The sequence below is a fragment of the Limnothrix sp. FACHB-406 genome (genome assembly GCF_014698235.1).
In the GTDB taxonomy this organism is placed as follows: domain Bacteria; phylum Cyanobacteriota; class Cyanobacteriia; order CACIAM-69d; family CACIAM-69d; genus CACIAM-69d.
In genome coordinates, this window is sequence record NZ_JACJSP010000001.1 from 149,272 (window position 1) to 172,403 (window position 23,132).

Annotated in this window: 19 protein-coding genes; 10 read left to right on the forward strand and 9 right to left on the reverse strand. The window is 55.2% G+C overall.

Annotation, left to right across the window (positions count from 1 at the left end; translation table 11 throughout):
* From H6G53_RS00600 to H6G53_RS00610, 3 genes are all read right to left on the reverse strand, one after another.
* Positions 1-1,299: a glycosyltransferase family 4 protein gene (locus H6G53_RS00600; protein ID WP_099533202.1), complete on the reverse strand. Its 1,299-nt coding sequence runs from the start codon at positions 1,297-1,299 to the stop codon at positions 1-3.
* A gap of 194 nt (positions 1,300-1,493) precedes the next feature.
* Positions 1,494-2,561, reverse strand: coding sequence for a Gfo/Idh/MocA family protein (locus tag H6G53_RS00605; protein WP_190528410.1), 1,068 nt, complete (start codon positions 2,559-2,561; stop codon positions 1,494-1,496).
* Between the two features lie 319 nt (positions 2,562-2,880).
* The gene (locus tag H6G53_RS00610) at positions 2,881-4,833 is read right to left on the reverse strand and encodes an adenylate/guanylate cyclase domain-containing protein (protein ID WP_199309072.1); all 1,953 of its coding nucleotides are present in this window, start codon (positions 4,831-4,833) and stop codon (positions 2,881-2,883) included.
* A 667-nt stretch (positions 4,834-5,500) separates the two neighbouring features.
* Between H6G53_RS00610 and H6G53_RS00615 the strand changes: the two genes are divergently transcribed.
* Entirely contained in the window at positions 5,501-7,036 is a 1,536-nt protein-coding gene (locus tag H6G53_RS00615; RefSeq protein WP_190530597.1) for a YifB family Mg chelatase-like AAA ATPase, read from the forward strand.
* A gap of 21 nt (positions 7,037-7,057) precedes the next feature.
* Positions 7,058-8,242, forward strand: a complete 1,185-nt coding sequence (locus tag H6G53_RS00620; RefSeq protein ID WP_190530598.1) for a glycosyltransferase family 4 protein — start codon at positions 7,058-7,060, stop codon at positions 8,240-8,242.
* Between the two features lie 33 nt (positions 8,243-8,275).
* Here the strand turns inward: H6G53_RS00620 and H6G53_RS00625 are convergent, their stop codons facing one another.
* Positions 8,276-8,722, reverse strand: a complete 447-nt coding sequence (locus H6G53_RS00625) for a bacteriohemerythrin (protein WP_190530599.1) — start codon at positions 8,720-8,722, stop codon at positions 8,276-8,278.
* 516 nt (positions 8,723-9,238) lie between these two features.
* Positions 9,239-9,364, reverse strand: coding sequence for a hypothetical protein (locus tag H6G53_RS18875; protein ID WP_255512328.1), 126 nt, complete (start codon positions 9,362-9,364; stop codon positions 9,239-9,241).
* Between the two features lie 440 nt (positions 9,365-9,804).
* Here H6G53_RS18875 and H6G53_RS00630 point away from each other — a divergent pair, with 440 nt between their 5' ends.
* Together H6G53_RS00630 and H6G53_RS00635 are read left to right on the forward strand one after the other, a co-directional pair.
* A complete protein-coding gene (locus H6G53_RS00630; protein ID WP_199309073.1) occupies positions 9,805-10,656 on the forward strand; it encodes a hypothetical protein in 852 nt (283 codons plus the stop codon).
* A gap of 96 nt (positions 10,657-10,752) precedes the next feature.
* Positions 10,753-11,541: an MBL fold metallo-hydrolase gene (locus H6G53_RS00635; RefSeq protein ID WP_099531925.1), complete on the forward strand. Its 789-nt coding sequence runs from the start codon at positions 10,753-10,755 to the stop codon at positions 11,539-11,541.
* Here H6G53_RS00635 and H6G53_RS00640 read toward each other — a convergent pair.
* The 3 genes from H6G53_RS00640 to H6G53_RS18880 all read right to left on the reverse strand — a co-directional run bounded on the left by H6G53_RS00640 (position 11,516) and on the right by H6G53_RS18880 (position 15,582).
* Entirely contained in the window at positions 11,516-14,170 is a 2,655-nt protein-coding gene (locus H6G53_RS00640; RefSeq protein ID WP_190530600.1) for a CHASE2 domain-containing protein, read from the reverse strand. The two genes, H6G53_RS00635 and H6G53_RS00640, sit on opposite strands and share 26 nt — an antisense overlap.
* 120 nt (positions 14,171-14,290) lie before the next feature.
* The gene (gene alr, locus H6G53_RS00645) at positions 14,291-15,463 is read right to left on the reverse strand and encodes an alanine racemase (RefSeq protein ID WP_099531927.1); all 1,173 of its coding nucleotides are present in this window, start codon (positions 15,461-15,463) and stop codon (positions 14,291-14,293) included.
* Positions 15,457-15,582: a hypothetical protein gene (locus H6G53_RS18880; protein WP_255512329.1), complete on the reverse strand. Its 126-nt coding sequence runs from the start codon at positions 15,580-15,582 to the stop codon at positions 15,457-15,459. The genes alr and H6G53_RS18880 overlap by 7 nt, the downstream gene beginning before the upstream one ends.
* Positions 15,583-15,853: 271 nt before the next feature.
* Between H6G53_RS18880 and H6G53_RS00650 the strand changes: the two genes are divergently transcribed.
* Positions 15,854-16,234 carry a TMEM165/GDT1 family protein gene (locus H6G53_RS00650; protein ID WP_190528402.1) on the forward strand — a complete coding sequence of 127 codons (381 nt, stop codon included), beginning with the start codon at positions 15,854-15,856 and terminating at the stop codon, positions 16,232-16,234.
* Positions 16,235-16,238: 4 nt separating this feature from the next.
* Positions 16,239-16,547, forward strand: coding sequence for a TMEM165/GDT1 family protein (locus H6G53_RS00655; RefSeq protein ID WP_099531929.1), 309 nt, complete (start codon positions 16,239-16,241; stop codon positions 16,545-16,547).
* A gap of 55 nt (positions 16,548-16,602) precedes the next feature.
* Here the strand turns inward: H6G53_RS00655 and H6G53_RS00660 are convergent, their stop codons facing one another.
* Positions 16,603-17,862 (reverse strand): MlaD family protein, encoded by a 1,260-nt coding sequence (locus H6G53_RS00660; protein ID WP_190530601.1) that lies wholly within the window; start codon positions 17,860-17,862, stop codon positions 16,603-16,605.
* Between the two features lie 1,387 nt (positions 17,863-19,249).
* Between H6G53_RS00660 and H6G53_RS00665 the strand changes: the two genes are divergently transcribed.
* The 4 genes from H6G53_RS00665 to H6G53_RS00680 all read left to right on the forward strand — a co-directional run bounded on the left by H6G53_RS00665 (position 19,250) and on the right by H6G53_RS00680 (position 23,108).
* On the forward strand, positions 19,250-20,149 hold the full coding sequence (locus tag H6G53_RS00665; protein WP_190530602.1) for an MBL fold metallo-hydrolase: 900 nt from the start codon (positions 19,250-19,252) through the stop codon (positions 20,147-20,149).
* Between the two features lie 248 nt (positions 20,150-20,397).
* The gene (locus H6G53_RS00670; protein WP_190530603.1) at positions 20,398-21,363 is read left to right on the forward strand and encodes a bifunctional riboflavin kinase/FAD synthetase; all 966 of its coding nucleotides are present in this window, start codon (positions 20,398-20,400) and stop codon (positions 21,361-21,363) included.
* Between the two features lie 168 nt (positions 21,364-21,531).
* Positions 21,532-22,470 (forward strand): MoxR family ATPase, encoded by a 939-nt coding sequence (locus tag H6G53_RS00675; RefSeq protein WP_190355069.1) that lies wholly within the window; start codon positions 21,532-21,534, stop codon positions 22,468-22,470.
* A 47-nt stretch (positions 22,471-22,517) separates the two neighbouring features.
* Positions 22,518-23,108: a diheme cytochrome C gene (locus H6G53_RS00680; RefSeq protein WP_190530604.1), complete on the forward strand. Its 591-nt coding sequence runs from the start codon at positions 22,518-22,520 to the stop codon at positions 23,106-23,108.
* Positions 23,109-23,132 lie beyond the last annotated feature (24 nt).

Sequence of the window (23,132 nt, forward strand, 5' to 3'; positions counted from 1 at the left end):
CTAGACCACCGTGGCCGGCTCGCGACTGGGTTCGTTGTAGTAATCCACCAGGGTACTGGCGGGAGGATATTGAATCGGCGGCAGGCGATCGGCCGCAAAATCCTTCAGGAACTGCACATGTCGCCAAAGGAGCGCTTGGTGTGAATAACGCTCCAGAACGGTGTTGCGGGCCGCTTGGCGAATGTGGGCCATTTGAGTCGGGTGCTCCAGCACTTCCGACACCCGATCGGCAATTTGCTTAGGCGAGAAGAAATCGGCTAACAGGCCGTTTTCCCCGTCGCGAATCACTTCCTGCACGGGCGCAGTGGCCGAACCCACCACTAAGCAACCGGCCGACATGGATTCAATCATCGACCAGGAGAGCACAAAGGGCCGCGTGAGGTAAATGTGAGCCTTCGAGGCTTGCAGTACCTTCAGGTACAGGCCATAGGGCAAGGAGCCAACGAAGTGGATCCGCGACAGATCCAGGGGCAACCGTTCCAACATCAGTTGCTTATAGGTTTTGCCATCGGGCAGGGCGCGGCCATAGCAAACCCGATCGCTCCCCACAATCACCACATGGCAGTTGGGGCGCTTCTCTTGCAGATAAACCAACGATTCCATGAACTCGGGGAAACCGCGATAGGGTTCCATGCCCCGACCCACATAGGTAACGATTTCATCCACATGGGACAAGTCGAGATTCGGCAGCACGAGCTTGGCGTTCGGCTCGGGCACAAAGAAATCGGTGTCTACACCATCGTGCAGTACATGCAGTTTGGATTGGTATTCAGCGGGGAATTGCGATCGCTGCCAGGCCGTGGGGCAAATTCCTCGATCGCAGGTGTAGAGATCCTGCAAAATCGACGCATTTTTAATCCGAATTCGGGCCTGATCATCCACGGACAAGGGTTCCGCTGGATCAAAATCCGCATCGGCTCCCTTGGATTTATAAAACCACTCGAAATAGCCCAAGAATTTGGTGTCCGGGAAGGCATCCTTCATGAACAGGGTGGATCCCCAACCGGAGTGGCCATAGACCACATCGGGCACAAATCCATTGGACTTCAGCGCGTCGGCCACCCGGAACATGGATTGCCCCTGAAGCACGGCGGCCTCGAAGGGGCGGATGTAGTGATGGGTTCCAGGGGCGGGGTCGCGGCTGGGCTTGAACAATACTTTTTGAACGCCGGCAATTTGCCACTCGGGGTTTTCGTTTTTCGTGCCAAAAACCACTTGGTTTTCGGGATCGCGCCCGAGGGCCGCCGCGACGTGGCGAAACTGTGCGGGGAAGTTGGGATGCAAGAACAGAATTCGCATGATCGCCGTGGGTCGTCCTAAAAGTCGTCCTGAAATTCGATCGAGTCTCAGTGTCCCACCGAAGGGCCAAACGGGCAATGCGGATTTGCGCAAGTTGCCCCTTGACCTGGGGGCCAGCAGCCAGCGACTGGAACCCGCTGCCGGAATTGGGAGCGCTGTTGGGAGCGCTGTTGGGATCGTTCGGTTGAGATGCCTTAAGCAACCCAAACCAGTTCCCCTTGACGGGCTAACGATCGGGAAGCGGCCGCCAACAACCGCACCAGGGCCGTGCCGATGGAACCATCGGAGCGATCGAGCGGTGCGCCATCCAAAACGCCGGCCAGAAATTGATCGCAAACCTGCCCAAGGGGTTCACCGCTCGCCAACTCGATCGACTGCTCCGATTGGTTGCAAGGAAGCCATTGGCTGCCAGATTGTTCCAGGGATCCCGCCCACAGGGTCAGGGGCGATCGGGCGTTCATTTCATCAAAAACCAATGTGCCTCGGGTTCCGACCAGGGCCAAGCGCCGGGCCCGATCGGGATTGTGCCAAGCCAGATGGATCGTGGCGGTGAACTGCTCAGGATAGTAAAGGGTGAGCCAAACCAAATCCGCCAAACCCGCCGCAGGACTGGGGCGATCGGTCACCTCAAGCCCGGTTCCGCGCCCCCGTTGTAACCAGGTTTGCCCCTTGGCTTGCAGGGCGATCGGAGTTGACTGCAGCCAATGGTTAAAGATGGCAATGTCGTGAATGGCCAAGTCCCACAACACATCCACATCCTGGCGCACGGGGCCCAGGTGGGTGCGAGCCGCATAGCCATAGCGCCGATCGCCGATCGCGCCCGATTGCAGGGCTTTGGCCCCCGCTTCCACCGCCGGATGAAAAAGATAGGTATGGTCAACCATCAGCCGACGATCGACCCGTTGCGCCAAGGTACACAAATCCTCGCACTCAGCCACATCCAGGGTTAGGGGCTTTTCCACCAGCACATGCTTGCCCGCCAACAGCGCCGATCGCACCAGTTCAAAATGGCTGGCGGCCGGCGTGGCAATCACCACGGCCCCAATGTCCGGATTGCCCCAGATCGATCGGCGATCGCTGACCCGTTGCACCTCGGCCCAACCGGGATAGCTGGCAAATCGATCGCCCACGGCGGCTAGCAGGTCTGGATTGGTTTCCACCACGGCCTTCAGGTGTGATCGGGGATGCTCCAAAAAATTGCGAATGAGGTGTGTTCCCCACCGGCCCGCCCCAAATACCGCCAGTCCCAATCGATCGGTCATTGCCTTTAGCCCAAAAACGTCAACGAGGAATCTCAACCGAATCAGAGAATGTCTGAAAAGCCAAAATTGATACCCAGAACTGGCCCCAGCGATCGACGGAAACCAGAGGATCAAGCCCCTTGCTCCCACAACCATTGGAGCTGGGCAATTGCTGATCAAGTCCTGAGCAATACTTTTCCAGCAGCCTCTAATAATTCCGGTCTGGAAAATTTCCACCTGGAAAATCTCAGTCCAGAACTTCAGCAATGCACCTCAAAAAATCAGATCCGAAACCCAACCCCAAAGTACTGCCCCAGAAACCAAAAGGGCTGAAGAAGGGCTAAAGGGTCGATCGCTTGTCCAACAGCCAATAGGTATTCATTTCACCACGACCTTTGATGTGAATTGAACCCCGTTCTTCAAAGTGATAGCGATCCTTCAGCCGTTCATAGGTGGAATCGGTGACTTGAATCGAACCAGGAACCCCATGGGACTCCATCCGCGAAGCAATATTAACCGCGTCGCCCCATAGATCGTAGATGAACTTCTTCGTGCCAATCACACCGGCAATCACTGGGCCTGTGTTGATCCCAATCCGGATTTCCAACCGTTCACCCAAGGGCCCCAGTGCATGGGCCATGCTCGATCGCATTTCCAAGGCCATATCCGCCACGGATTCCGCATGGTTTGCCTGGGGAACCGGCACGCCCCCCACCACCATGTAAGCATCCCCAATTGTCTTAATTTTTTCGAGATGGTGCTTTTCCGCAAGCCGATCGAAGGTGGAAAAAACTTGATTTAAGCAATTAATTAATTCTAAAGGCTCTAGTTGCGCCGCCAAGGAAGTAAATCCTACAATGTCGGCAAAAAGAATCGTTGCTTCTTCAAATTGTTCCGCTGGTGATTCGTTGGAATCCTTGAGCTGGTCTGCCACCCGGCTGGGCAAAATATTTAGCAATAATAATTCCGATCGCTCCTTCTCCTTGCGCAGTTCAGCGGTGCGCCGCTCCACCCGTTGCTCCAGTTCTTCAAAGGACTGCTGAAGTTGGGTGGCCATGCTGTTGAAAGCATCTGCCAGGCGATCGACTTCAATGATCGGGCTGCTGGCAACGGTTTGCTCTAAATTGCCCTTGGCCATTTCTCCCGAAGCTTGGGCAATTCGACAAATGGGTTGCGTAATCCAACGGGCCGTTAAAATTCCAATTGGAACCGAAACTAAAAGCGCTAAAAAGCAAAGGGCGATCGTGTTTCTGGTATTTTCATTAATTTTGGCCATGAAATCCGATTCAGGAACCACCACCACAATCAGCCAATTCAAGCCATAGGCATCCTTGAAGGGCGAAATTTGCAGAAATTGACGTTCATTGTTTAGCCAAAATTCAAACTGATGATCGCGCTGAATATTTGAGAGTTGATCAAATTGACCATATAAGAACTCAGCGCTCGATCGCAAAAGCTGATTGTTACTTTGGAGCGCATGGACTCGTTGTAGTTCTTTTTTGGCTTTTTGGGACTGCTCCACCCAAAGGGGCTGATCTTTCAAAGAAGTGGCTACCAGCTCGCCGCTGGGTTCGACAATAAAAACCTGACCCGTTTTCCCAATTTTCAAAGTCTGCAAAAAGCCGCGAATCTGATCCGTACCAAATTGGCTGGTTAAGATGCCCGCAGGCTGCCCGTTGCGATCGTAAATGGGCAAGCTGGCATTAATCTGCAACAGGGGATTGCCAAAGTTGAGATAAATTTGGCTCCAGGTGGGTTTCCCGGCCTTGAACGCCACTTCGTAAAAGGGCCGTTTGCGCACATCATAGTTAGGCACGCTTTTGGCTAACTTGGCCCGTTGCCCTTTTTCGTCAATTTCGTAATAGTTTAAGTTGCCGCCACCGGGAACGAGCTGTTCGGCAATTTGGGGCGTTTCGGTTGTGGAAAGGCGATTGATCCAACCCACCCGCAAATATTGTCCCTGTTGATTGGCAAACCCCACATAGCCAATGTTTTTGTAGGTGATCGTTTGTCGCCAAAAATAGGTGCGAGCTTCGGCAATTTTTTGTAAATCAATAATTCCCAGCTCGATCGCGTCGCGATTAACCTGATTCACCAACTGGGGAGTTTCCACATACGATCGCACCCGATCGCTCACCCTGGCTGTCACCTCATTGCGCAATTGGTTGGCCAAATCCCGCACCGCTTCCTGGCCGCTCTGAAACGACAGCCAACCCACCAACCCCACGGCGGTTACTAACTCGACTAAAAAGGGCAAAACCAGGGTGGTACGGAGACGAAACTTGCGGCGCACGGGTACAGGTAGGGACTGAGATGAAACTTGTGTCAGTGGAATTTCTGAGCTGACCATAGGAACTGATTCGCGATCGCCAGGATGGCTCGGGTGTTCAAAGCTCAAGGGTTAGGGATTCGGATCTGTGGCCCAGGACGGGAACGAAACTGCCACAGGAAAGATTGCATCTTCGCTTTACGGTAATCCAAGTTCCTGGAAATGGCGAAAGATTCCGTCTATCAAGGGGGGCTTGCTGAAGGAATCAATCCAGCGAATTCCTGTGGCCATCAGTTCAATTCGATTGTGTCAAGAAATATTAATACTAGGTACGTTTTGATACCCGAAAAAATTCTTGATTACTGAATTGCTGAACCATAATTGCAACCAACAAACCATCATTGAGTCATGATCGGTTGATTCATTAGGTTATTTTTTATCTAATTGGTAATTTAATTCAGTAAAATAAATCAACAAAAGTTAAAGTAAAAATTAATCATTAAATTAATAGTTAAATAAATCAAAAAAGGTACTAAATAAGAATAATTCAACAAACACCTCTTGAGTCTTTAAGGATAGAAACTTACTGATCATAAACCGACAAGTGAATTAGATCGTTTCGCGAGAGACCGGCGCTGCTGATACACTAAAGCCTGGATTTTGCACAAAAATGTGAGGCGATCGGGAATCGATGTTAGCCCGAGTATGGAGTGCGGCCTTGGTGGGCATCGACCCGGTGAAGGTGGGGGTGGAGGTGGATGTCTCCAATGGGATGCCGGGAATTGCGATCGTGGGGCTACCGGATACGGCGGTGCAAGAATCTCGCGAACGGGTGAAAGCGGCCCTGAAAAATGCCGGATTTGCTTATCCCATGCGCAAAATCGTTGTGAATTTGGCTCCGGCCGATTTGCGGAAAGAGGGGCCGAGTTTTGACCTGGCGATCGGGGTGGGAATTTTGGCCGCCTCTGGACAAGTGAGCGCAGCCCTGTTGGGGGATCACTTGTTTGTGGGAGAAGTGGCGCTGGATGGAGCCTTGCGGCCGGTGACGGGTGTGTTGGCGATCGCGGCGGCGGCGGCTCAGTTGGGCATTGTGGGCTTGGTGTTGCCGGCGGCCAATGCGGACGAAGCGGCGATCGTGCGGGAGCTAAAGGTTTATGGGTTTGAGCATTTGTCGGAGGTGGCGCGGTTTTTGAACCAACCGCAAACGATCGCGCCGCATCAACCGCCCCCAGAAGGGCGATCGCCCGATCCCTTGGCGTTGCTGGACTTGGCTGATGTGAAGGGCCAAACCCAGGCCCGGCGCGCGTTGGAAATTGCTGCCGCTGGTGGCCATAACCTGATTTTTGTGGGGCCGCCGGGAAGTGGCAAAACCATGCTGGCTCAGCGGTTGCCGGGTATTTTGCCCCGGTTGACCTTTGCGGAGGCACTGGAGGTGACGCGAATTCATTCGGTGGCTGGCTTGCTGAAGGAGCGGGGAACCTTGGTGCGCGATCGCCCCTTTCGCAGTCCGCACCATTCCGCCTCTGGCCCCTCGCTGGTGGGTGGTGGCAGCTTTCCGCGACCGGGAGAAATTTCCCTGTCCCATCGAGGGGTGTTGTTTTTGGATGAGCTAACGGAATTTAAGCGGGACGTGCTGGAGTTTTTGCGCCAACCCCTCGAAGAAGGCTGCGTGACCATTTCCCGGGCCCGGCAAACGGTGCGGTTTCCGGCACGGTTTACCCTGGTGGCCAGCACCAACCCTTGTCCCTGTGGCTATTACGGCGATTCGGTGCAGGCCTGTACCTGCTCGCCCATGCAGCGCCAACGCTATTGGGCCAAGCTGTCGGGGCCGCTGATGGATCGGATTGATTTGCAGGTGGTGGTGAATCGGCTGCAACCGGAGGAGGTGACCCGATCGAGCGGTGGGGAACCCTCGGCGGCCGTGCGCGATCGGGTGTTGGCGGCGCGGCAGGTGGCCCAGTCTCGCTTTGCCCAAGAGGAATCGCAATCGCCCGTGCAGTGCAATGCGGAAATGCAAAGCCGCCAGATTCGCCGCTGGTGTGCCCTGACGGATCAGACCCGATCGCTATTGGAAAACGCAATTCGACGGTTAGGATTATCGGCAAGGGCGACCGATCGGATCCTGAAAGTGGCCCGAACGATCGCGGATTTAGAACAAAGCGAGACGATTGAACCGGGCCACGTGGCTGAAGCGGTGCAATATCGCATTGTCGATCGAATGCAATAGATAGGTCTCACAGGTCTAACAATGAAGCTTTTGGTTTTGGCTTCCCATCCGGTGCAATATCACGCTCCGGTATTTCGGTGCATGGCCCAAGAATTGGCCGCCAGAGGTGATGAATTATTGGTGGTTTATCTCTCGGATTTTTCAATTCAGGGCTACCGCGATCGGGAGTTTGGCCAAAGTATTGCTTGGGATGAACCCCTACTCAATGGCTATCGATCGGTCGTTTTGAATCCCAACCAAACAAAGCAACCCAAAGGTTTTTGGAGTTTGCGAGCCACTGGTTTTCCGGCCCTCCTGCGCCAAGAAAAACCTGATCGCCTGCTGATTCACAGCTTGATTTATAAGGGAGCTGTCACCGCTGCCATTTCCGCTAAATTTCGGAAAATTCCTTGCAGTTTGCGGGTGGAAACCAATGATCAGGCAGTGCCGCGCCAGGGTTGGAAAAGCCTCGTGCGATCGCTGGTTTATCGGTTGCTGTATGGGCTGTTTGATTCGGCCGTGGCGATCGGCTCCCTGAACCGCGAGCATCTGATTCGTCACGGCATCCCCGCCAGCCGAATTGCCGTGGCTTACTACTGCGTGCCCGATCGGTTCGCAGATTTATCTCCTGAAAAAAAACAAACGATTCGGGCCAAAACCCGTGCCGCCCTTTGGCTTAATCCAGAGCGAACCGTTTTGCTCTTTAGCGGTAAATTAATTCCCAAAAAAAATCCCGGTTTAATTCTCCAGGCGATCGCCCAATTACCCCCAGCATTACAAGCCCAATTAGCGGTTCTATATCTGGGCGCTGGGGAATTGCAACCACAACTGGAAGCCCAGGCGGAAGCTATGCCAGATTTGGCCGTCAAGTTTTTAGGTTTTCGGAATCAGCAGGAGTTACCTCCCTTTTATCTAGCAGCAGATGTGCTGATTTTGCCCTCTAATCGGGCAGGAGAAACCTGGGGATTGGTGATTAACGAAGGTCTGCAAGCGGGCTTACCCTTCATTGCCACTGAAGCGGTGGGTTCCACGGTGGATTTTGGTGAATTACCCGCAGTGCAAACAATCCCGATCGGGGACGCGACGGCCCTGGCAACCGCGATTCAACAGGTGATGGGCATCGATCGACAGTTCGATCGATACGCCACCACCATGGAGCACTTTTCAACGGAAACCGTTGCTCGGGTCATTGTGGAATCTTTGGCAAATTTTCAAGCCAATTCCTGATCAAAGGCCAATGAATTTCCAATGAATTCCCCATTAAATTCCAATCAGTTCACCTGCTTTACCGACCGTCGTGAGTTGGTGGTGCTTTTGTTGCATAAACTGAATCATTTTTTGATCTTCGCCCTTGATGTGGTGGCGCAACCAATCAGCTAGGAAATTCATCAGATTCTGAATAGCGCTGGTTTCACCCGTTTGAAACTGTTGAATCAGTTTGGCCACTTTCTGAATTAGGCGATCGTGGCAATGTTTGTGGCGATCGAGTCCCGGGTAAGCATGATCCTGCATGAGTGATTCCTCGTGCTGAAAATGGGCGATCGTGTGTTCAGCTAGTTTTTCCAACATCATCGCTAGCTGGTCCATCGATTCCTGACGATCGATAGCACTCTGCAACTCATTCACTAATTCAAAAATGTCTTGGTGCTCCTGATCCACTCGATCGTCACCAATACAGAAATGATCGCTCCACTCGACTTTGGCCATCGTAGTAATTATTCCAGGCAGCAAAACAGCAAAAATCACCCTTGCCCAACACAGACAGCCGCTATATCTCACAACAATTCAAAAATTGATCGAGAATCAATCATCAGCCCATGTCCACCAATCATCGCAATGGGTAATCGCGAGTTTTTAGTTTTTCCAGTTCACAGCAGCCCAAGCGAGCCGGAAGTTAATTGCACCTCTGGCTCCCTCGAAAACTGGCTAGAGACTTTGCCCAGAAAAACAGAATAATTGGCGATCGGGTTCACAAACTTTGGTCAATGACCCTCAGCTCATGAACAAGCATGGACGAATTGAATGAATTCATTCAACTGAATCCAAGGAATCTTAGATGAATTGTTGAGTCAGGTTAGATATTTAGGGGCACTGCGCAGGACTAATGAAGCATGACTAGAATCTCTCAAGGTTTTCCATCATCCAATGATTCAATCATTCATTGTTGAAATATTGGGCAATTGAAGCCTTAAGAGATTGAAGGGTTCATTAGTGTTCGGGCATCTAGAAATGGTCGGTTTGAGTTTCGACCATCGGGCGATCGGGCCAGGGATGGGGTACGCGATGACCATACAGAACAAAATCTTGGGTCAAGGCTCCCCGGGCGATCGGGAGTTGGCAGCAATCCAATCTTTTGAGTTCCCCCGCGAGTTCGATGAACCCAGCCGGTTTCGTCAACTTTGATGGGTGTCACTGCCCACGACAGTCACTAGTTTTAGCGGAATGCTGGCCCGATCGCAATCATTTTTGACTTTGATGTTGTTTTAAAACATTCCTTGAAAAAAAGGTGTTTAAAGCATTTGAAATCACCGGATGATGCATCCTGAATTGGTGCTCATTGAACCCATGATTCATGGGTCAGTGGTTGGTCAGTTGATTGACAGGTTCCCTAGCCGCAGTTTTCGGGGTTAATCAGCCATTGGTGCGAGGGGCAGCCCATTCCTGATTGGAATTCCTGCCTGAAATTTGTTTTTGGGCGATCGCCTCACTAGGATCTGGTGCAGGTGGTCGCATCGGCTGCTGGATCCAAGCCTGACCTCCCCGGCTGACCTCACCCACTGGTATCTGGCATGACAACATCTGGCATGAAAACTTGTCCCGTTTCCCCGGCTCCGGCGCGTACCGGTGCGAAGTCGATCGCAGAAATTGCCCCGGCTATTTTGCAGCAACTGAACCACGGCACACTGGAGGCGGTGACACTAACGGAAGTGCTGGCGATCGACCATGGGCAACTGCTCCGGGCGATCGCCCCCGACGTGGGAGCGCCGATTTTGGAACAGGTGACCGCCCATGACCACTTGAAAATCAAGGCTCGGATGCAAATCGTCGGGCAACTGCTGCTCGATCGGTACGGTTTAGCCGGTTCGGAGCGATTTGCCACCCACCGCAGTGACACGGCCCGCAGTTGGGCTGCAATGATAGTGGGCTTGGCTCCGGGGCTGTCGTTGCCCGATCGCCTGGCCCAAATCGCCAACTTAGCGGACGATCCCAACGCCAATGTGCGGGAGTGGGCTTGGATGGCGTTGCGGCCCCATGCGGCCCATCGATTGGAACTGGCGATCGCCCAGTTAATTCCCTGGACGCTTCACCCATCGGCGAATCTGCGTCGGTTCGCCACGGAGTTAACCCGGCCGCGGGGTGTGTGGTGTGCGCACATCCAAGCCCTGAAGCGCGAGCCATCCCTAGGATTGCCGCTACTGGAACCCCTGCGGGCGGATCCTGCGCGGTATGTGCAAAACAGCGTCGCCAATTGGCTCAATGACGCGGCCAAATCGCAGCCGCAGTTTGTTTGGGACTGTTGCCAGCGTTGGCAGCGGGAGTCTGCCACCCGAGCCACGGCTTATATTTGTCGGCGGGCCCTGCGTGGTTTGCTCGATCGCGGTTGGCAGGACGATCGAACATTTGCCGATCGCGCCAGTTAGCCATCCGGTGGACGAGCGATGACGGACAGGATCGACAGTCAAAATCCAGCGCTACGATACAAGGCAGATCCACTCGCAAACTTCCCGACCGCACCCATGCACCTCACTTGGTTTGATAGCAATAGCTGGTTAATTGAACTGGCGGGCAAGCGCATTTTGCTCGATCCCTGGTTTGTGGGGCCGCTGATGTTTGGGAATGCCGCTTGGTTTTTTAAGGCCACCCATCCCAACCCCCGTCCAATTCCCGCCAATTTGGACTTGGTTTTGCTGTCCCAAGGGCTGGAGGATCACGCCCATCGCCCCACCTTGGAACAGATCGATCGCACCGTGCCGGTGTTGGGATCGCCCAGCGCGGCCAAGGTCGCCGAACAGTTGGGATTCCAAACGGCGATCGCCCTTGATCACGGTCAAACTTGGACGCTGGATCAACAGGTGGCCATCCGCGCCACCACCGGCTCCCCTACGGGGCCCAAAACCCTAGAAAACGGCTACATTCTGCGGGCGATCGCGGGGCCCGAAACTGGCGAAAGTCTTTACTATGAACCCCACGGCTATCACCCGGCGGAGTTGAGCGAGTTGGGGCCGGTGGATGTGACCCTTTGCCCGCTGATGGATCTATCGATCGGGGGATTCTTGCCGATTATTCAGGGAACCAACAGCGCCTTGAAGCTGGCAACCATGCTGCGGCCCCAAGTGATGTTACCGACGGCGGCGGCGGGCGATGTGCAATACGAAGGCCTGCTGGTGTCCCTGTTGCGGGCGAAGGGCAATGCTGCCGAGCTTCAGACCCAATTGCAGGGAGCAGGGTTGGCAGCCCAAATCCTGGAACCCAAACCGGGCGATCGCCTAGCCATGCCCCTCAAGAAGACCTCAGCAATCGCCTAGGGAGTCGCTGCACCAGGCCAAGCCATCGGGAGAACTGGGAACGGCCCTTTCTCCCGGGAACTGGCAACAACACCAGACCCATGGCCACCATGGGCGACACCACCGGTAACCACCAAGCCGCCCAAAAAAAACTGATCATCCCGATCGCCCCCACCGCCAGCGAGCCGATCGCCCCGATCCAAAGTCGATCACACCAACGAGGCTGCGGGTTCCTTGCCTGCCCAACCGCCAACAGCCCTGCCCCAAGACCCGCCCAAAGCAAAATCCACCCCAACTTGTGCGGCCAAGCGATCGCCTGGAGCAGAGGGCGATTGTCCAGCACCGCGCTTATCAGTTGGCTGATGCCGTGAGCCTGAATCTCCAAGCCCGGAATCTCCTGCCCACCCGGTAGTTTCCACCGATCCTCAGAGCTGGCTTGGATATTACCAATTAATACGATCGGGTTGGGTTGACCAGTCCAAGGAATTCGATCGGTACTTTGCAGCACCTCTCGCAGGGGCAAACGCACCCAATCCGCCCGCCGAGGAGCCAACAGCAGTTGATTACCTTGGTCATCAAACCACCCATACCCCCCCGCTCCGGCGGTGATTTGGGGAATCGTAACGGAACCATACCGCCATCGATCGCCCACGGATTGAAACGCCACCCTCTGTTGCTTCAGGTAATCATCCACCAACAGAGCACTCAGCCCATAGGTAGCGTGACAAGCTTGGCTGGACTGGGGAACCGCCATGGCCAAAAGTTGCCGTCGCACCACCCTTTTTGAATCACTGGCTTGGTCAGAAAAAGCCACCCGATCGCGCGTCAAGCCCACTGGGGCCGGAATTTCCGAAGTATCTTCCGTTGGGTCAGCTAATTTGCACAGACCCACCACCCGAGAATTCGACCAGAGGCGCTTTTGCCAAGCGGAGGTCAGCGGCCAGGGGTAATAAATATCCACTCCAATGACGCTGGGTTTCAGGGTGGCCAGTCGCTCCTGAAGCTTGGCCAAGGCCTCCGGAGCCAAGGAATTTAACCCGCCAGCTGCCGTTGGAATCCGTCGCCAACCTTGACGATCTTGATAAGCCACGTCATTTTCATCAATCGTGACTAGCAAAATACGTTGATCTTGTAATTCCAACGGCCGCTGCTGCAACATTGCGTCATAAACCCAAAATTCCGGGGTCTGGATGATGCCGCCTAGGCCAATGGTGATCCCTGTGGCTAAAAGGGACTGCCCGACTAGTTGCCACGGTTTCGGACTAACTTTGGGGCTAACTTTCGGGCTAATTTGCTGATTGTTTTCTGGACGCTGATTGTTTTCTGGACTCAGTGCCTGATTTAGTTTTTGATTTAATTTCTGATTTGATTCCTGACTAGATTTCTGACTGATTTCCTGATCTAATTCCTGGCTTGATTTCTGATTGATTTCCTGACTGATTTCTTGACCGGGTTCCTGGCTGAATTTCTGGATTGGATCCTGCCTCAGTGGCCGATCGCTGCTAGGCCGAGCTGCACTGGGGCCAACGGGTTCAATCCAGCTTTGGAAATCAGCTTCCGAGTGGGAGCGATCGGGCCAAGTAGGCAAATCTAACAGGGGATGGTGAAAGACCAGCGGCAACCAATCGGCCCTTGGATATTGGGCGCTGGAGCGTTGGAGCGATCGACGGGCTTCGTACAGAGATAGGGGCAGCGACCGCGATTGGGCGTAGTGAGTCAGAAAGTCCTTGAGGAAATGTTGAGCGACTAGATCGGGAACCGAAGCCCGCATCACAATGGCGGCCGGTAGGTGCGATCGATGCAGTGCTTCCGCCAAGTCCACGCTGTGGCAACAGTTAAAAATCGCCAGTTGCAAACCCTGCTGAACTGCGCCTTCCAGGGCATGGCTGAAGTTTTCTACGGAAATGTTGTTCCGCAGGTTAAGGCCAATCTGACCCGATCGGCTGCTAGTTCCGGGATAGCCATGGCCCGCAAAGACCAGCACTTGCGGTTGGTTATCGCGCAGGGCATCAAAAAACTGCTCAGGAGTCGGAGCGTCCAGCAACTGCACATTCGCCAGCCCTGCTTGGCTCAGTTGTTGAAGGGCCTGATGATCGGGATCCAGGTCTAAATCCTCCCGATCGCCCAAAACCGCCAAAATCCGGACCAAGCCCCTAGGGGCCGATCGCGCCTGAATGGGTGGTGTTTTGCCACTGGTTGGACAACAGCCCCAGGCAAGCCGGTGACTTTTCAGGGGTTTCCATTCGTCCCAAGGCAGCCTTGGCACATGGCGATCGTCCGTGGCGATCGACAGCCACAGATCATCATCGGGATTGCTAAATCGCAGAATTTCATGGGTAATTTCCCGAAAGCTTTCCCCCTCCAACCAGTTGTTAAACAGAGTTTGCAGGCGATCGGCCGCGAGTTGGCACTGTTGACGATGCAAAGAAAGGGGCAACTGTCGCTGAACGCCCTTCACCTTAATTCGCAGGTTGGGATAACTCGCCCACAAGTCCCAAAATTCTGTGGCCACTTGGACCAATTCCGGTGCGGGCGGCAGGCGAGTATCGCAAGTTTGTTGGTGATGGGGGCTGCGCCACAAGTCCAAGCGGGCCAACAGTCCCTCCGTTGCCAGGCAACCATGAAGCGAGAGTTTTACCCGAAAGGTCATTGGGTGGGATGGGGCGCAAGGTTAAGCAGGATTTCTTTAGTATCTGCGAAAGCTTCTTCAAAATCCCGCAATTGCCGCCCCCAGCTCATTTCAGCTCCCTATTAATCTTTCAACCGCCTATTAATCATTAACCGTAATCCTGGGTAGGCGATGCTTAAAGCCGCAAAGGATTTCCCAAGAGATGGTTCCCAGGCGATCGGCCCAATCTTCTGCCCGAATTTGCTGGCCGGCATCCTCTCCCAACAGGGTGACCACTTCACCCGGCATCAGATCGCCGGGAAAGTCTGTCACATCCAACATCAACTGATCCATGGTGATTGACCCAATCTGCGGAACCGATCGCCCGCGAATCAAAACCTGCATTTGGTTAGACAGGTTGCGCGGCACTCCATCGGCATAACCAATTCCGACCACGGCCACCCGGGTGGGCCGCTGGGCCACGTAACGATGGCCATAGCTCACCCCCTCCCCGGGTTCGATCGTCTTCAGTTGGGTGATGCGGGCCCGGATGCTCATCACCGGCCGCAGGGGCAAAATACCGGCCAGGTGTGGTGCGGGGGCCAAGCCATAAAGCGCCAGGCCAGCCCGCACCCGATCGAAGTGGTAAGCCTGATCGGCCAGTAGGGCGGCGGAATTGGCCATGTGAATTTTGGGCAGGGTCAGGCCGCTCGATCGGGCCCGTTCGGAAAAATCCTGCAAAAATCCCTGAAATCGCTGATATTGCAGCCGCATCACCGTGGGATCCGGTTCATCGGCCGTGGCGAAGTGGGAATACAAACTGGCCAGGCGCAGGGGCGGCGCTTGGGCAACCCATTGGGCCCAATCAGCGGCTTCCATCCAGCGGGTTCCCAGCCGGGCCATGCCTGTGTCGATGTTGAGGTGTACCGGCAGCGATCGCCCTAAGGATTTCAGCACCTCCGCAAAGGTGAAACTCTGTTGCAAGGTGCAGAGGGTGGGTTGCAGTTTCCAATGCAGCAGCGCCTTGATCTGATCAGCGGTGTGAGCTGCGCCTAACACCAAAATGGGTGCATCAATATTGGCTTCTCGGAGTTGGCCGCCTTCCTCGATCGTGGCCACGGCCAGCCATTGGGCCCCCGCCGCTAGGGCCGATCGGGCAATGGTCGCCGCCCCGTGGCCATAGGCATCGGCCTTAACCACCGCCAACAATTCCACCCGATCGCCCACCCAGGTTTTCAGGTGGCGCACATTGTGGCGCAGGGCCGCTAGGTCAATTTCCACCCAGGCCCGCTCGCGCTGCAACCAAGTCAGGGACGGCTGTTGCTGCACTAACATGTTCGATTGTCTCCTTCACACCACTGTTGGGCCGTTGGCCCGTTGGATCGATCGCCGCCGTCCGGTTTCGGTAATTCCGGCAACGCTCGATCGCCCCAACCATAGCGCACCCATTCCATAAACTCACCAAACTCACCGCTGTGGCGGAACTGGTCAAATCAATTGCCTCTGAAGGGCCGGTTGGCCATGGCCCGGCTCCCATTGATCCAGTTCTCAGCCCGCTGGAATTCCTGAACCGCAATTCCCCAAACCATCTGCAACATCAGCGATAGAATAGGGTCATCAAAAATGAAAGCACTGTGAAAATCAGCGTTAATTCTTGCTGATTTCTGCTGATCTCATTTGTTTTCGCCTTGTTTTCGCCGTTTCCCGCCGCCGTTACGAGATCCCGTGAACTTGTCTGATCCTTCTGCCCTCACCCCGGCCCAGTCCGAGGCACAACCCGATCGCCCATCAGCGGCCCAATCGCCCGCCACCAGCGCCCGCAGCAATTTCCTCAGCGCCTTTGCCTCCACCTTCATCGCCATCTTTTTGGCGGAATTTGGGGACAAAACGCAAGTGGCTGTTCTGCTGATGGCTGCTGAGTCCCATCAACCTTGGGTGGTGTTTTTGGGGGCCACGATCGCCCTCATTTCCACCAGTTTGGTTGGTGTGCTGTTGGGTCAGCTCCTGGCTCGTTGGGTGTCGATCAAAACCTTGGAAACCATCGTGGGCGCAATTCTGTTGATGGTATCCGTCTCCCTGTTGTGGGAAGCCATGGTTGGAGGGTAGGGCAATGAACTGGCAATTACTGGGACTGAGTTTTATCACCGTGTTTTTGGCGGAGTTGGGCGACAAGAGCCAACTGGCCGCGATCGCCCTCAGTGGTGGTTCCCGATCGCCCCGAGCCGTGTTTGCGGGCACGGCGGCCGCCCTGGTGTTCGCCAGCCTGATTGGGGTTGTGATTGGCGAGGGCACGGCCCAACTTTTGCCCACCCGCTTGGTGAAGGCCGCCGCCGCGATCGGGTTTGCGATTATGGGTCTGCGATTGTTGTGGCCCGCAGCGGATTTTCCCCCGGACTACGAGGCTCCCGAAGCAGATTAAGCGGGCGATCGGCTTTCTTCACGAACACTTGCCCAAATCCCTAACGCTCAAGCCACTAACGCTCAAACCGCACATCCGCATCCGGTTCACTCTCGGATCGGTTAGCGGGCCGGTTGGTGGATCGATTGGCGGGCGGGGTTGCCCGTTCCGGCCCCGGGGCCGGCGCTTGCACCTGTTCCTCAAGCTGTTGCGTAGTGGCCAGAAATTGCCCCAGCGCCGTAATAATCACCCGCAAGCTGCTGCGAAATTGTGGATCGCCCGTCAGCTCATCCAAATCACTGGTGATTTTTTCAAGATTTTGGAGGGTCGATCGCGCGGAATTCACCGTTTGTTGCAACATGAACAGACTCTGGGGACTTTTAATCGCCCCCGTGATGTCCCGCAAATTGGCCGCCGTTTGGGCCGCATTTTCCGTCAGCGCATCCAGATTTTGCAGCAGGTTGCTACCGCGTAACTGACGCATGGCGGGCGCAACCTCTCCCAACGCATTGCGCAAGCTCGCACTGGTTTCCGCCAAGCTGGTCAGCGTTCGGCTCAAATTTCCCCGATTACTGACAATTAACCCATTAACGCTCGTACTGGTTTGCTCCAGGGAATTGGCGGTGCGGACAATGGCCGTGGTGGTGTTGCCCGTGGCGCGGTTAATGGTGTCTGAGGTGCGGGCGATCGAACGGGCGGTGTTGCCAAAGGTGCGCACCTCCTGCTGCAAAGACCGCGCCAAACTGGCCGCATCTCGACTGAGCTGGCGAATTTCAGCCGTGGTGGCGTTGAGGTTGCCCATGGCTCGATCGACCTTGCCTTGAAACGTCGGATCCGTAATCAAATCCGCAATTTTGACGATCGCCCGAATCAGCGATCCATAGTTAATGGGCGGGCTGCCCACCAGGCGATCGCCCCCACAAAGCAGCAACTGGGAATCACAATCCCCTTGGGCTGGCCCCGGCCCCACTGTGGGCACTGGCCGACTGTCGTTGAGGGGGCGAATGGCCAACGATGCTTCGCCAATCAACCCGGTGCGATCAACTTCCGCCGAGGATTGGCGAGGCATCCGTAACTCCGGATTTTCCACCTCAATCACCACATCAACCGAATTGGAAGCCGCCCGAATGTCCGTCACCTTGCCAACCGGTACGCCACGGAACAAAACCGGCGAGCCAACCTTCAGCCCATCGGCATTGGCAAACTCAACAATTAAACGATAGGGACGACGACCCAAATAGGTTTCACTGAGCCACAAACTCAGCACCGCAACCAGCCCCAGTCCCAATAGCACCAGCAGACCAACGGCCCCCTCTCGGACAGTGCGCGATCGCATGGTAAATGGTCTCCTAATGGCACTGGTTAGAGCAATTCAATAGACTAAGTAGCAGTTGGATCACGATCAGCCACACCCGCAGTCAACAGCGCAGGGATCAAAAATGGAGATCTCCAGGAAAGCTTAAACAGAGGCACAGCCCAGGCAGACTCACGCCCCAGCAGTTCTCCCCAAGTTCATCGCTCCCCAGTCATCGCTCTCAGGCAATGACTCCAGGATGACCCCCGATCAGTGGACTCAGCCCAAGCCAATGGTAGGGGCTAGCCTCCGCTTGTCCTCAAATCCAATCAAGCCCGGTCAGATCAGACCCAGAATGAACCAAAGACGGCTCCGATGTCTAGCGGCAGATCTTGACCACAGGGATCCTAGCCAAGTCTGGGCCACGAGGTTTGGCGCTGGCGCTGGGCCCGAATCATCTGGGTCGGAATTGCGCTGGAAGCCTTAAGGATTCCGGACGCTGTTCCCCAATCTGCGAAACGAGGGATAACCTACCCTAAATCCTTGCGGAAATTGCCCCGATCGCCTGTGTTCTCCCTCACAGGCCGGCGGAGAATGTCAGCTAAGATGCTGGGAGGTTCAACAGGTTCAGGTTCGATCGCTTCCTTGGGCAACCCCCACCCGCCATCGGTTCCGATTCGTCAAAACGGTTAGTGCCCAATTGAGTCAGATTAGGTCAATATAGTTGTCGGGTCATAACCTGGCACGATCGGGGCCCAACGGGTCAAAATCGAAGTCACCCAGCGCTGCTGGAATTTCACGCTTGCTGATTGATCTGTCTGATCAATCCGTCATCCGGATTCAGGATCTGGATCCAGAGGTTGCGGAGCCGCTCAGGGCCCAACACTAGCTTTGGCCTCTGAGGCGAGGATCTGGGTCGAGGATCTGGGTCAAAGCTCTAGGTCGATGAAAATTTTAGAATTGCCCAAATGCTATCCCAGACTACAAATCTGACGGCAATCGGGACAAGCTTTGATTTAAATCACCTCGCCTGTGCGAATGCGGCTTTACTCTAGTTTTGGTTTCACCAGACTCTACCTGGGTGACAGTCCAACCACCTTGCATCTTGCGAATCCCTGTGCATCAATTGGCCTAATGCAAAGTCAATCTAGAGCTTCAAGCCGAGATTCCTCACTGGGAATTCTTGCTGAAAATTCTAGAGATGCATTCCTTAGCAATGCAATCTATGCCTAGGGCCGGGCTGCGACCGTCGGTTGTTTTCGGCAATGCTTTCGGCAAACATCGTTGGTCATGCTCCGTATGAATTCCGCCTGAATCTCCATCTGCTGACCCACCGCAATGTTTTCCCCAGTCATGCGACCGATCGCGCTAGGCTGTATGGCATCGGGGAGCGTCACTCTGCACTGAAATTTGGCTTATCCGCTTACCCATGTCCAGTCCGAACAGCCAGTTCCAGATCCGCTTTTGGGGTGTTCGTGGCAGTATTCCCTGCCCCGGCCCTGAGACGGTTAAATACGGCGGTAACACCCCCTGTGTCGAAATGCGCGTGGGCGATCGTCGGTTGATTTTTGATGGTGGTACGGGGTTAAGGGTCTTGGGGCAATCCATGCTAGCCGAGATGCCCGTTGAAGCCCACATGTTCTTCACCCACAGTCATTGGGACCACATTCAAGGCTTTCCGTTCTTTGTGCCTGCTTTTATCAAGGGCAATCGCTTCCACATCTATGGAGCGCCCGCGCCCAATGGGGCGACGATTAAGCAGCGCATGAATGACCAAATGTTGCATCCCAACTTCCCGGTTCCCCTGCAAGTGATGGGGGCGGATTTGGCCTTTTATGACATGCAGGTGGGAGACACGATCGCGATCGATGATCTGCATGTGGAAAATGCGTCTCTCAATCACCCTGGCGAAGCGGTGGGCTATCGCATCACCTGGCAAGGGCGAGTTGTGGCTTACGTCACCGATACGGAACATTTTTCCGATCGCCTGGATGAGAACGTGCTGCACCTGGCCAAGGATGCGGATGTGCTGATTTACGATGCCACCTATACCGATGATGAATACCATTCGCCTAAGACCAGCAAGGTGGGCTGGGGCCATTCCACCTGGCAAGAGGCGGTGAAGGTGGCGCAGGCGGCCAATGTTGACCAGTTGGTCATTTTCCATCATGATCCTCTGCACACGGATGCCTTCTTGGATGAAATGGGTCGGCAGGCGGCGGCGGCTTTCCCCCATGCGTTGATTGCAATGGAGGGGATGACGATTCAACTGACCCCCCGACGACCGGAACAACCGACCATTCGCCCAGAGGTGACGGTGCTCGCCTAGATGACTGACAGCCATCCCTAGATTGCACACCTGGACTAAGCTGAGATTGCCACGATCGGGTCTTGAGCTAGCCAGTTTTGAACTAGCAAGTCTTGAGCTAGCCAGTTTTGAACTAGCAGGTCTTGAGCTAGGTGATACATCGGAGTCATGAACCTGGATCTCGGTCTAGGTCATCACTCTAGGTTGTCGATCGATCTAGAGGGCGCAGCTCGCAGGAGTTTGTTGTTCGGGGAGCTTAGAGAGTCCTATTGGTTTGGATCACGTCTGCACTGGATTCGGTACTGTCGCCGACCACGATCGCACTCGGTAATTTTGATGGTGTGCATCGGGGTCACCAACGGGTAATTGCGCCCATTTTGAATGGCCCGGCGATCGACCCAAGTGATTCTGCCGCTGAGCCAGGTTCGATGCCGGTGAGCACGGTGGTTTCCTTTTCGCCCCACCCCAAGGCGTTTTTCAGTGGGCGATCGCACCCTTTGCTCACGCCGATGGATGAGAAGGCGCAGGTGCTCGATCGCCTGGGAATTGAGCAATTTGTGATTTTGCCCTTTGGTCGATCGCTGGCGGATTTGACCCCCGAAGATTTTACGGTGGAGATCCTGATTCGGGGCTTGCAGGCCCGGGCGATCGCCGTGGGGGCCGACTTTCATTTTGGCCGAGGTCGATCGGGAACGGCCGATCGCCTGCGAGAAATTGCCGCCGAATTTGGCGTGCCGGTCAAAATCGTGTCGCTGATGTCTGACCAAGAAGGGCGCATCAGCAGTTCCCGAATTCGGGCCGCCCTTGGGGATGGGGATGTGCGTAAGACCCAAGCGCTCCTGGGCCGGCCCTACGCGATCGCCGGACGGGTGGAAGCGGGTCAACAACTGGGACGGCAATTGGGCTTCCCGACAGCCAACTTAACCATTCCCCCGGAAAAACTACTGCCCCGATTGGGGGTCTATGCGGTGCGGGTCACCTTGGCCGATGGTTCCCTGCGGCCGGGAGTCACGAATATTGGTCGGCGGCCCACGGTTGGTGAACAGGCGGCGGTGACCGTGGAAGTGCATCTGCTGGATTGGTCAGGAGACTTGTATGGACAATGGGTGACGATCGAGTTAGTTGATTTTCTGCGCCCGGAGCAGCGGTTTGCATCTTTGGCAGACCTGAAAACTCAAATTGAGCAGGATCGTCAACAGGCCCGCGATCGCCTCACTGCCGTTCCCTTAAGTTAAGCTGACGGAAGGCTTGGTTTCCCAGCCCCTCCGCCGCCTTCAGGCCGACAGTTTCATGGCTTGCCGATGGCTTGGGGCCATGTCCTTGGGGTTGCACCCTCAGGGCGGAAGCTCTGGAGCTGGCGTTGCCAAGTTCGGCCCAATTCGGCCAAATTTTAGGATTGAATTATGGGTGAAAGTTCGCCGACGATCGAGTCGCACAAACAGGCACTGCAAGCACTTCAGAACAATCTCCAACGGGCGATCGTTGGCAAAGATGGGGCGATTCAGCTTGTGTTGGTGGCGCTGCTGGGGGGTGGCCATGCGCTGTTGGAGGATGTGCCCGGGGTGGGCAAAACGCTGTTGGCCAAGTCCCTAGCGCGATCGATTGATGGCAAGTTCCAGCGCTTGCAATGCACCCCCGACCTGTTGCCCGCCGACGTGACCGGTACTAATATTTGGAATCCCCAAAAGGGGCAATTCGAGTTTGTGGCGGGGCCCGCTTTCAGCAATGTGCTGTTGGCCGATGAAATTAACCGGGCCACACCGCGCACCCAAGCGGCGTTGTTGGAAGTGATGGAAGAGCGGCAGGTGACCTTAGATGGGTTGTCGCGGCCCGTGCCGGAGCCGTTTTTTGTGATTGCGACCCAAAACCCGATCGAGTATCAAGGGACATTTCCGCTGCCGGAAGCCCAAATGGATCGCTTTGCCCTGTCCTTTTCCCTAGGCTATCCGTCGGCGGAAGATGAACTGCGGATGTTGCAGCGACACCAGATGGGGGCGATCGACCAAGATTTGCAACCCTGCATTACGCTGGAGTCGGTGCGGGAACTGCAAAAAGCCTGTCGCCAAGTGCAGGTTTCCGCCGCAGTCCAGGACTATATCTTGCGCCTGGTGCGATCGACCCGCCAAGATGACGAAATCACCCTTGGAGTCAGTCCCCGGGGCGCGGTTGCCATGCAACGTTCCGCCCAAGCCCTCGCCTTCTTGCAAAATCGGGATTATATTTTGCCCGATGACGTGAAACAATTGGCGCTCTCGGTTTTGGCGCACCGTCTGATTCCCGCTGGGGGCAAAAACGCCCGCACCGTGGTTGATCGGCTCCTGCAAACGATTCCCGTGGACTAGCTCCCACCCATTTCTTTCCTCTAAATCCTTCACGGCAACCATCGGGCATGGCAGACAGCAAATTTGGGCATCTCATCCGATCTCGGCGTGCATCCTGGGGGATTGCGCTCCTGCTGGCACTGCTGGCCATGCTGTTTGGGGTCGGGCTGGCCCGGGCGATCACGCCGAGTTCGCTCCCGATCGCGGATTCTGGCCAATTGGTCATCGCCCAAGCCGAGCGATCGGTGCTCATCGACCCCAACGGCGACATCGATCGCGTTGCGCCCTCTTTCACGCTGGGGCGAGAACTGTACCTGGAAAATTGCGCCTCCTGCCATATCGGCGTGCCCCCAGGATTGATGCCCAGTCAGGTTTGGCGAAATCTGATTCGCGATCGCGACCACTACGGAACCACCATTGAAACACCCCGAGATCCCAGCCTCCAAATCATTTGGAACTATTTGAAAGAATATTCACGCCCCGCCGAAAACAACGAACAAATTAACTACCGCGTTGGCAGAACCACCACTTTCAAGGCTTTGCACCCCCGCGTTCAGCTACCAGACCCCGTTCAACTCAGCACCTGCATTCGTTGTCATCCCCGTGCTGACTTCTTTAATTTCCGTGCCCTTTCTCCCGATTGGGAAAATGCACCTTAATTGATCAGTGGAATTCCGTCGGCT

Excerpts from the sequence above, each read along its gene's own strand:
- alr (WP_099531927.1), bottom strand. The coding sequence starts at position 15,463 with ATGTTAGTGCAGCAACAGCCGTCCCTGACTTGGTTGCAGCGCGAGCGG.
- H6G53_RS00600 (WP_099533202.1), bottom strand. The coding sequence starts at position 1,299 with ATGCGAATTCTGTTCTTGCATCCCAACTTCCCCGCACAGTTTCGCCAC.
- H6G53_RS18880 (WP_255512329.1), bottom strand. The coding sequence starts at position 15,582 with ATGGAATGGGTGCGCTATGGTTGGGGCGATCGAGCGTTGCCGGAATTA.
- H6G53_RS00660 (WP_190530601.1), bottom strand. The coding sequence starts at position 17,862 with ATGCGATCGCGCACTGTCCGAGAGGGGGCCGTTGGTCTGCTGGTGCTA.
- H6G53_RS00675 (WP_190355069.1), top strand. The coding sequence starts at position 21,532 with ATGGGTGAAAGTTCGCCGACGATCGAGTCGCACAAACAGGCACTGCAA.
- H6G53_RS00635 (WP_099531925.1), top strand. The coding sequence starts at position 10,753 with ATGCACCTCACTTGGTTTGATAGCAATAGCTGGTTAATTGAACTGGCG.
- H6G53_RS00605 (WP_190528410.1), bottom strand. The coding sequence starts at position 2,561 with ATGACCGATCGATTGGGACTGGCGGTATTTGGGGCGGGCCGGTGGGGA.
- H6G53_RS00615 (WP_190530597.1), top strand. The coding sequence starts at position 5,501 with ATGTTAGCCCGAGTATGGAGTGCGGCCTTGGTGGGCATCGACCCGGTG.
- H6G53_RS00630 (WP_199309073.1), top strand. The coding sequence starts at position 9,805 with ATGACAACATCTGGCATGAAAACTTGTCCCGTTTCCCCGGCTCCGGCG.
- H6G53_RS00665 (WP_190530602.1), top strand. The coding sequence starts at position 19,250 with ATGTCCAGTCCGAACAGCCAGTTCCAGATCCGCTTTTGGGGTGTTCGT.
- H6G53_RS00680 (WP_190530604.1), top strand. The coding sequence starts at position 22,518 with ATGGCAGACAGCAAATTTGGGCATCTCATCCGATCTCGGCGTGCATCC.
- H6G53_RS00620 (WP_190530598.1), top strand. The coding sequence starts at position 7,058 with ATGAAGCTTTTGGTTTTGGCTTCCCATCCGGTGCAATATCACGCTCCG.
- H6G53_RS00640 (WP_190530600.1), bottom strand. The coding sequence starts at position 14,170 with ATGACCTTTCGGGTAAAACTCTCGCTTCATGGTTGCCTGGCAACGGAG.
- H6G53_RS00655 (WP_099531929.1), top strand. The coding sequence starts at position 16,239 with ATGAACTGGCAATTACTGGGACTGAGTTTTATCACCGTGTTTTTGGCG.
- H6G53_RS00625 (WP_190530599.1), bottom strand. The coding sequence starts at position 8,722 with ATGGCCAAAGTCGAGTGGAGCGATCATTTCTGTATTGGTGACGATCGA.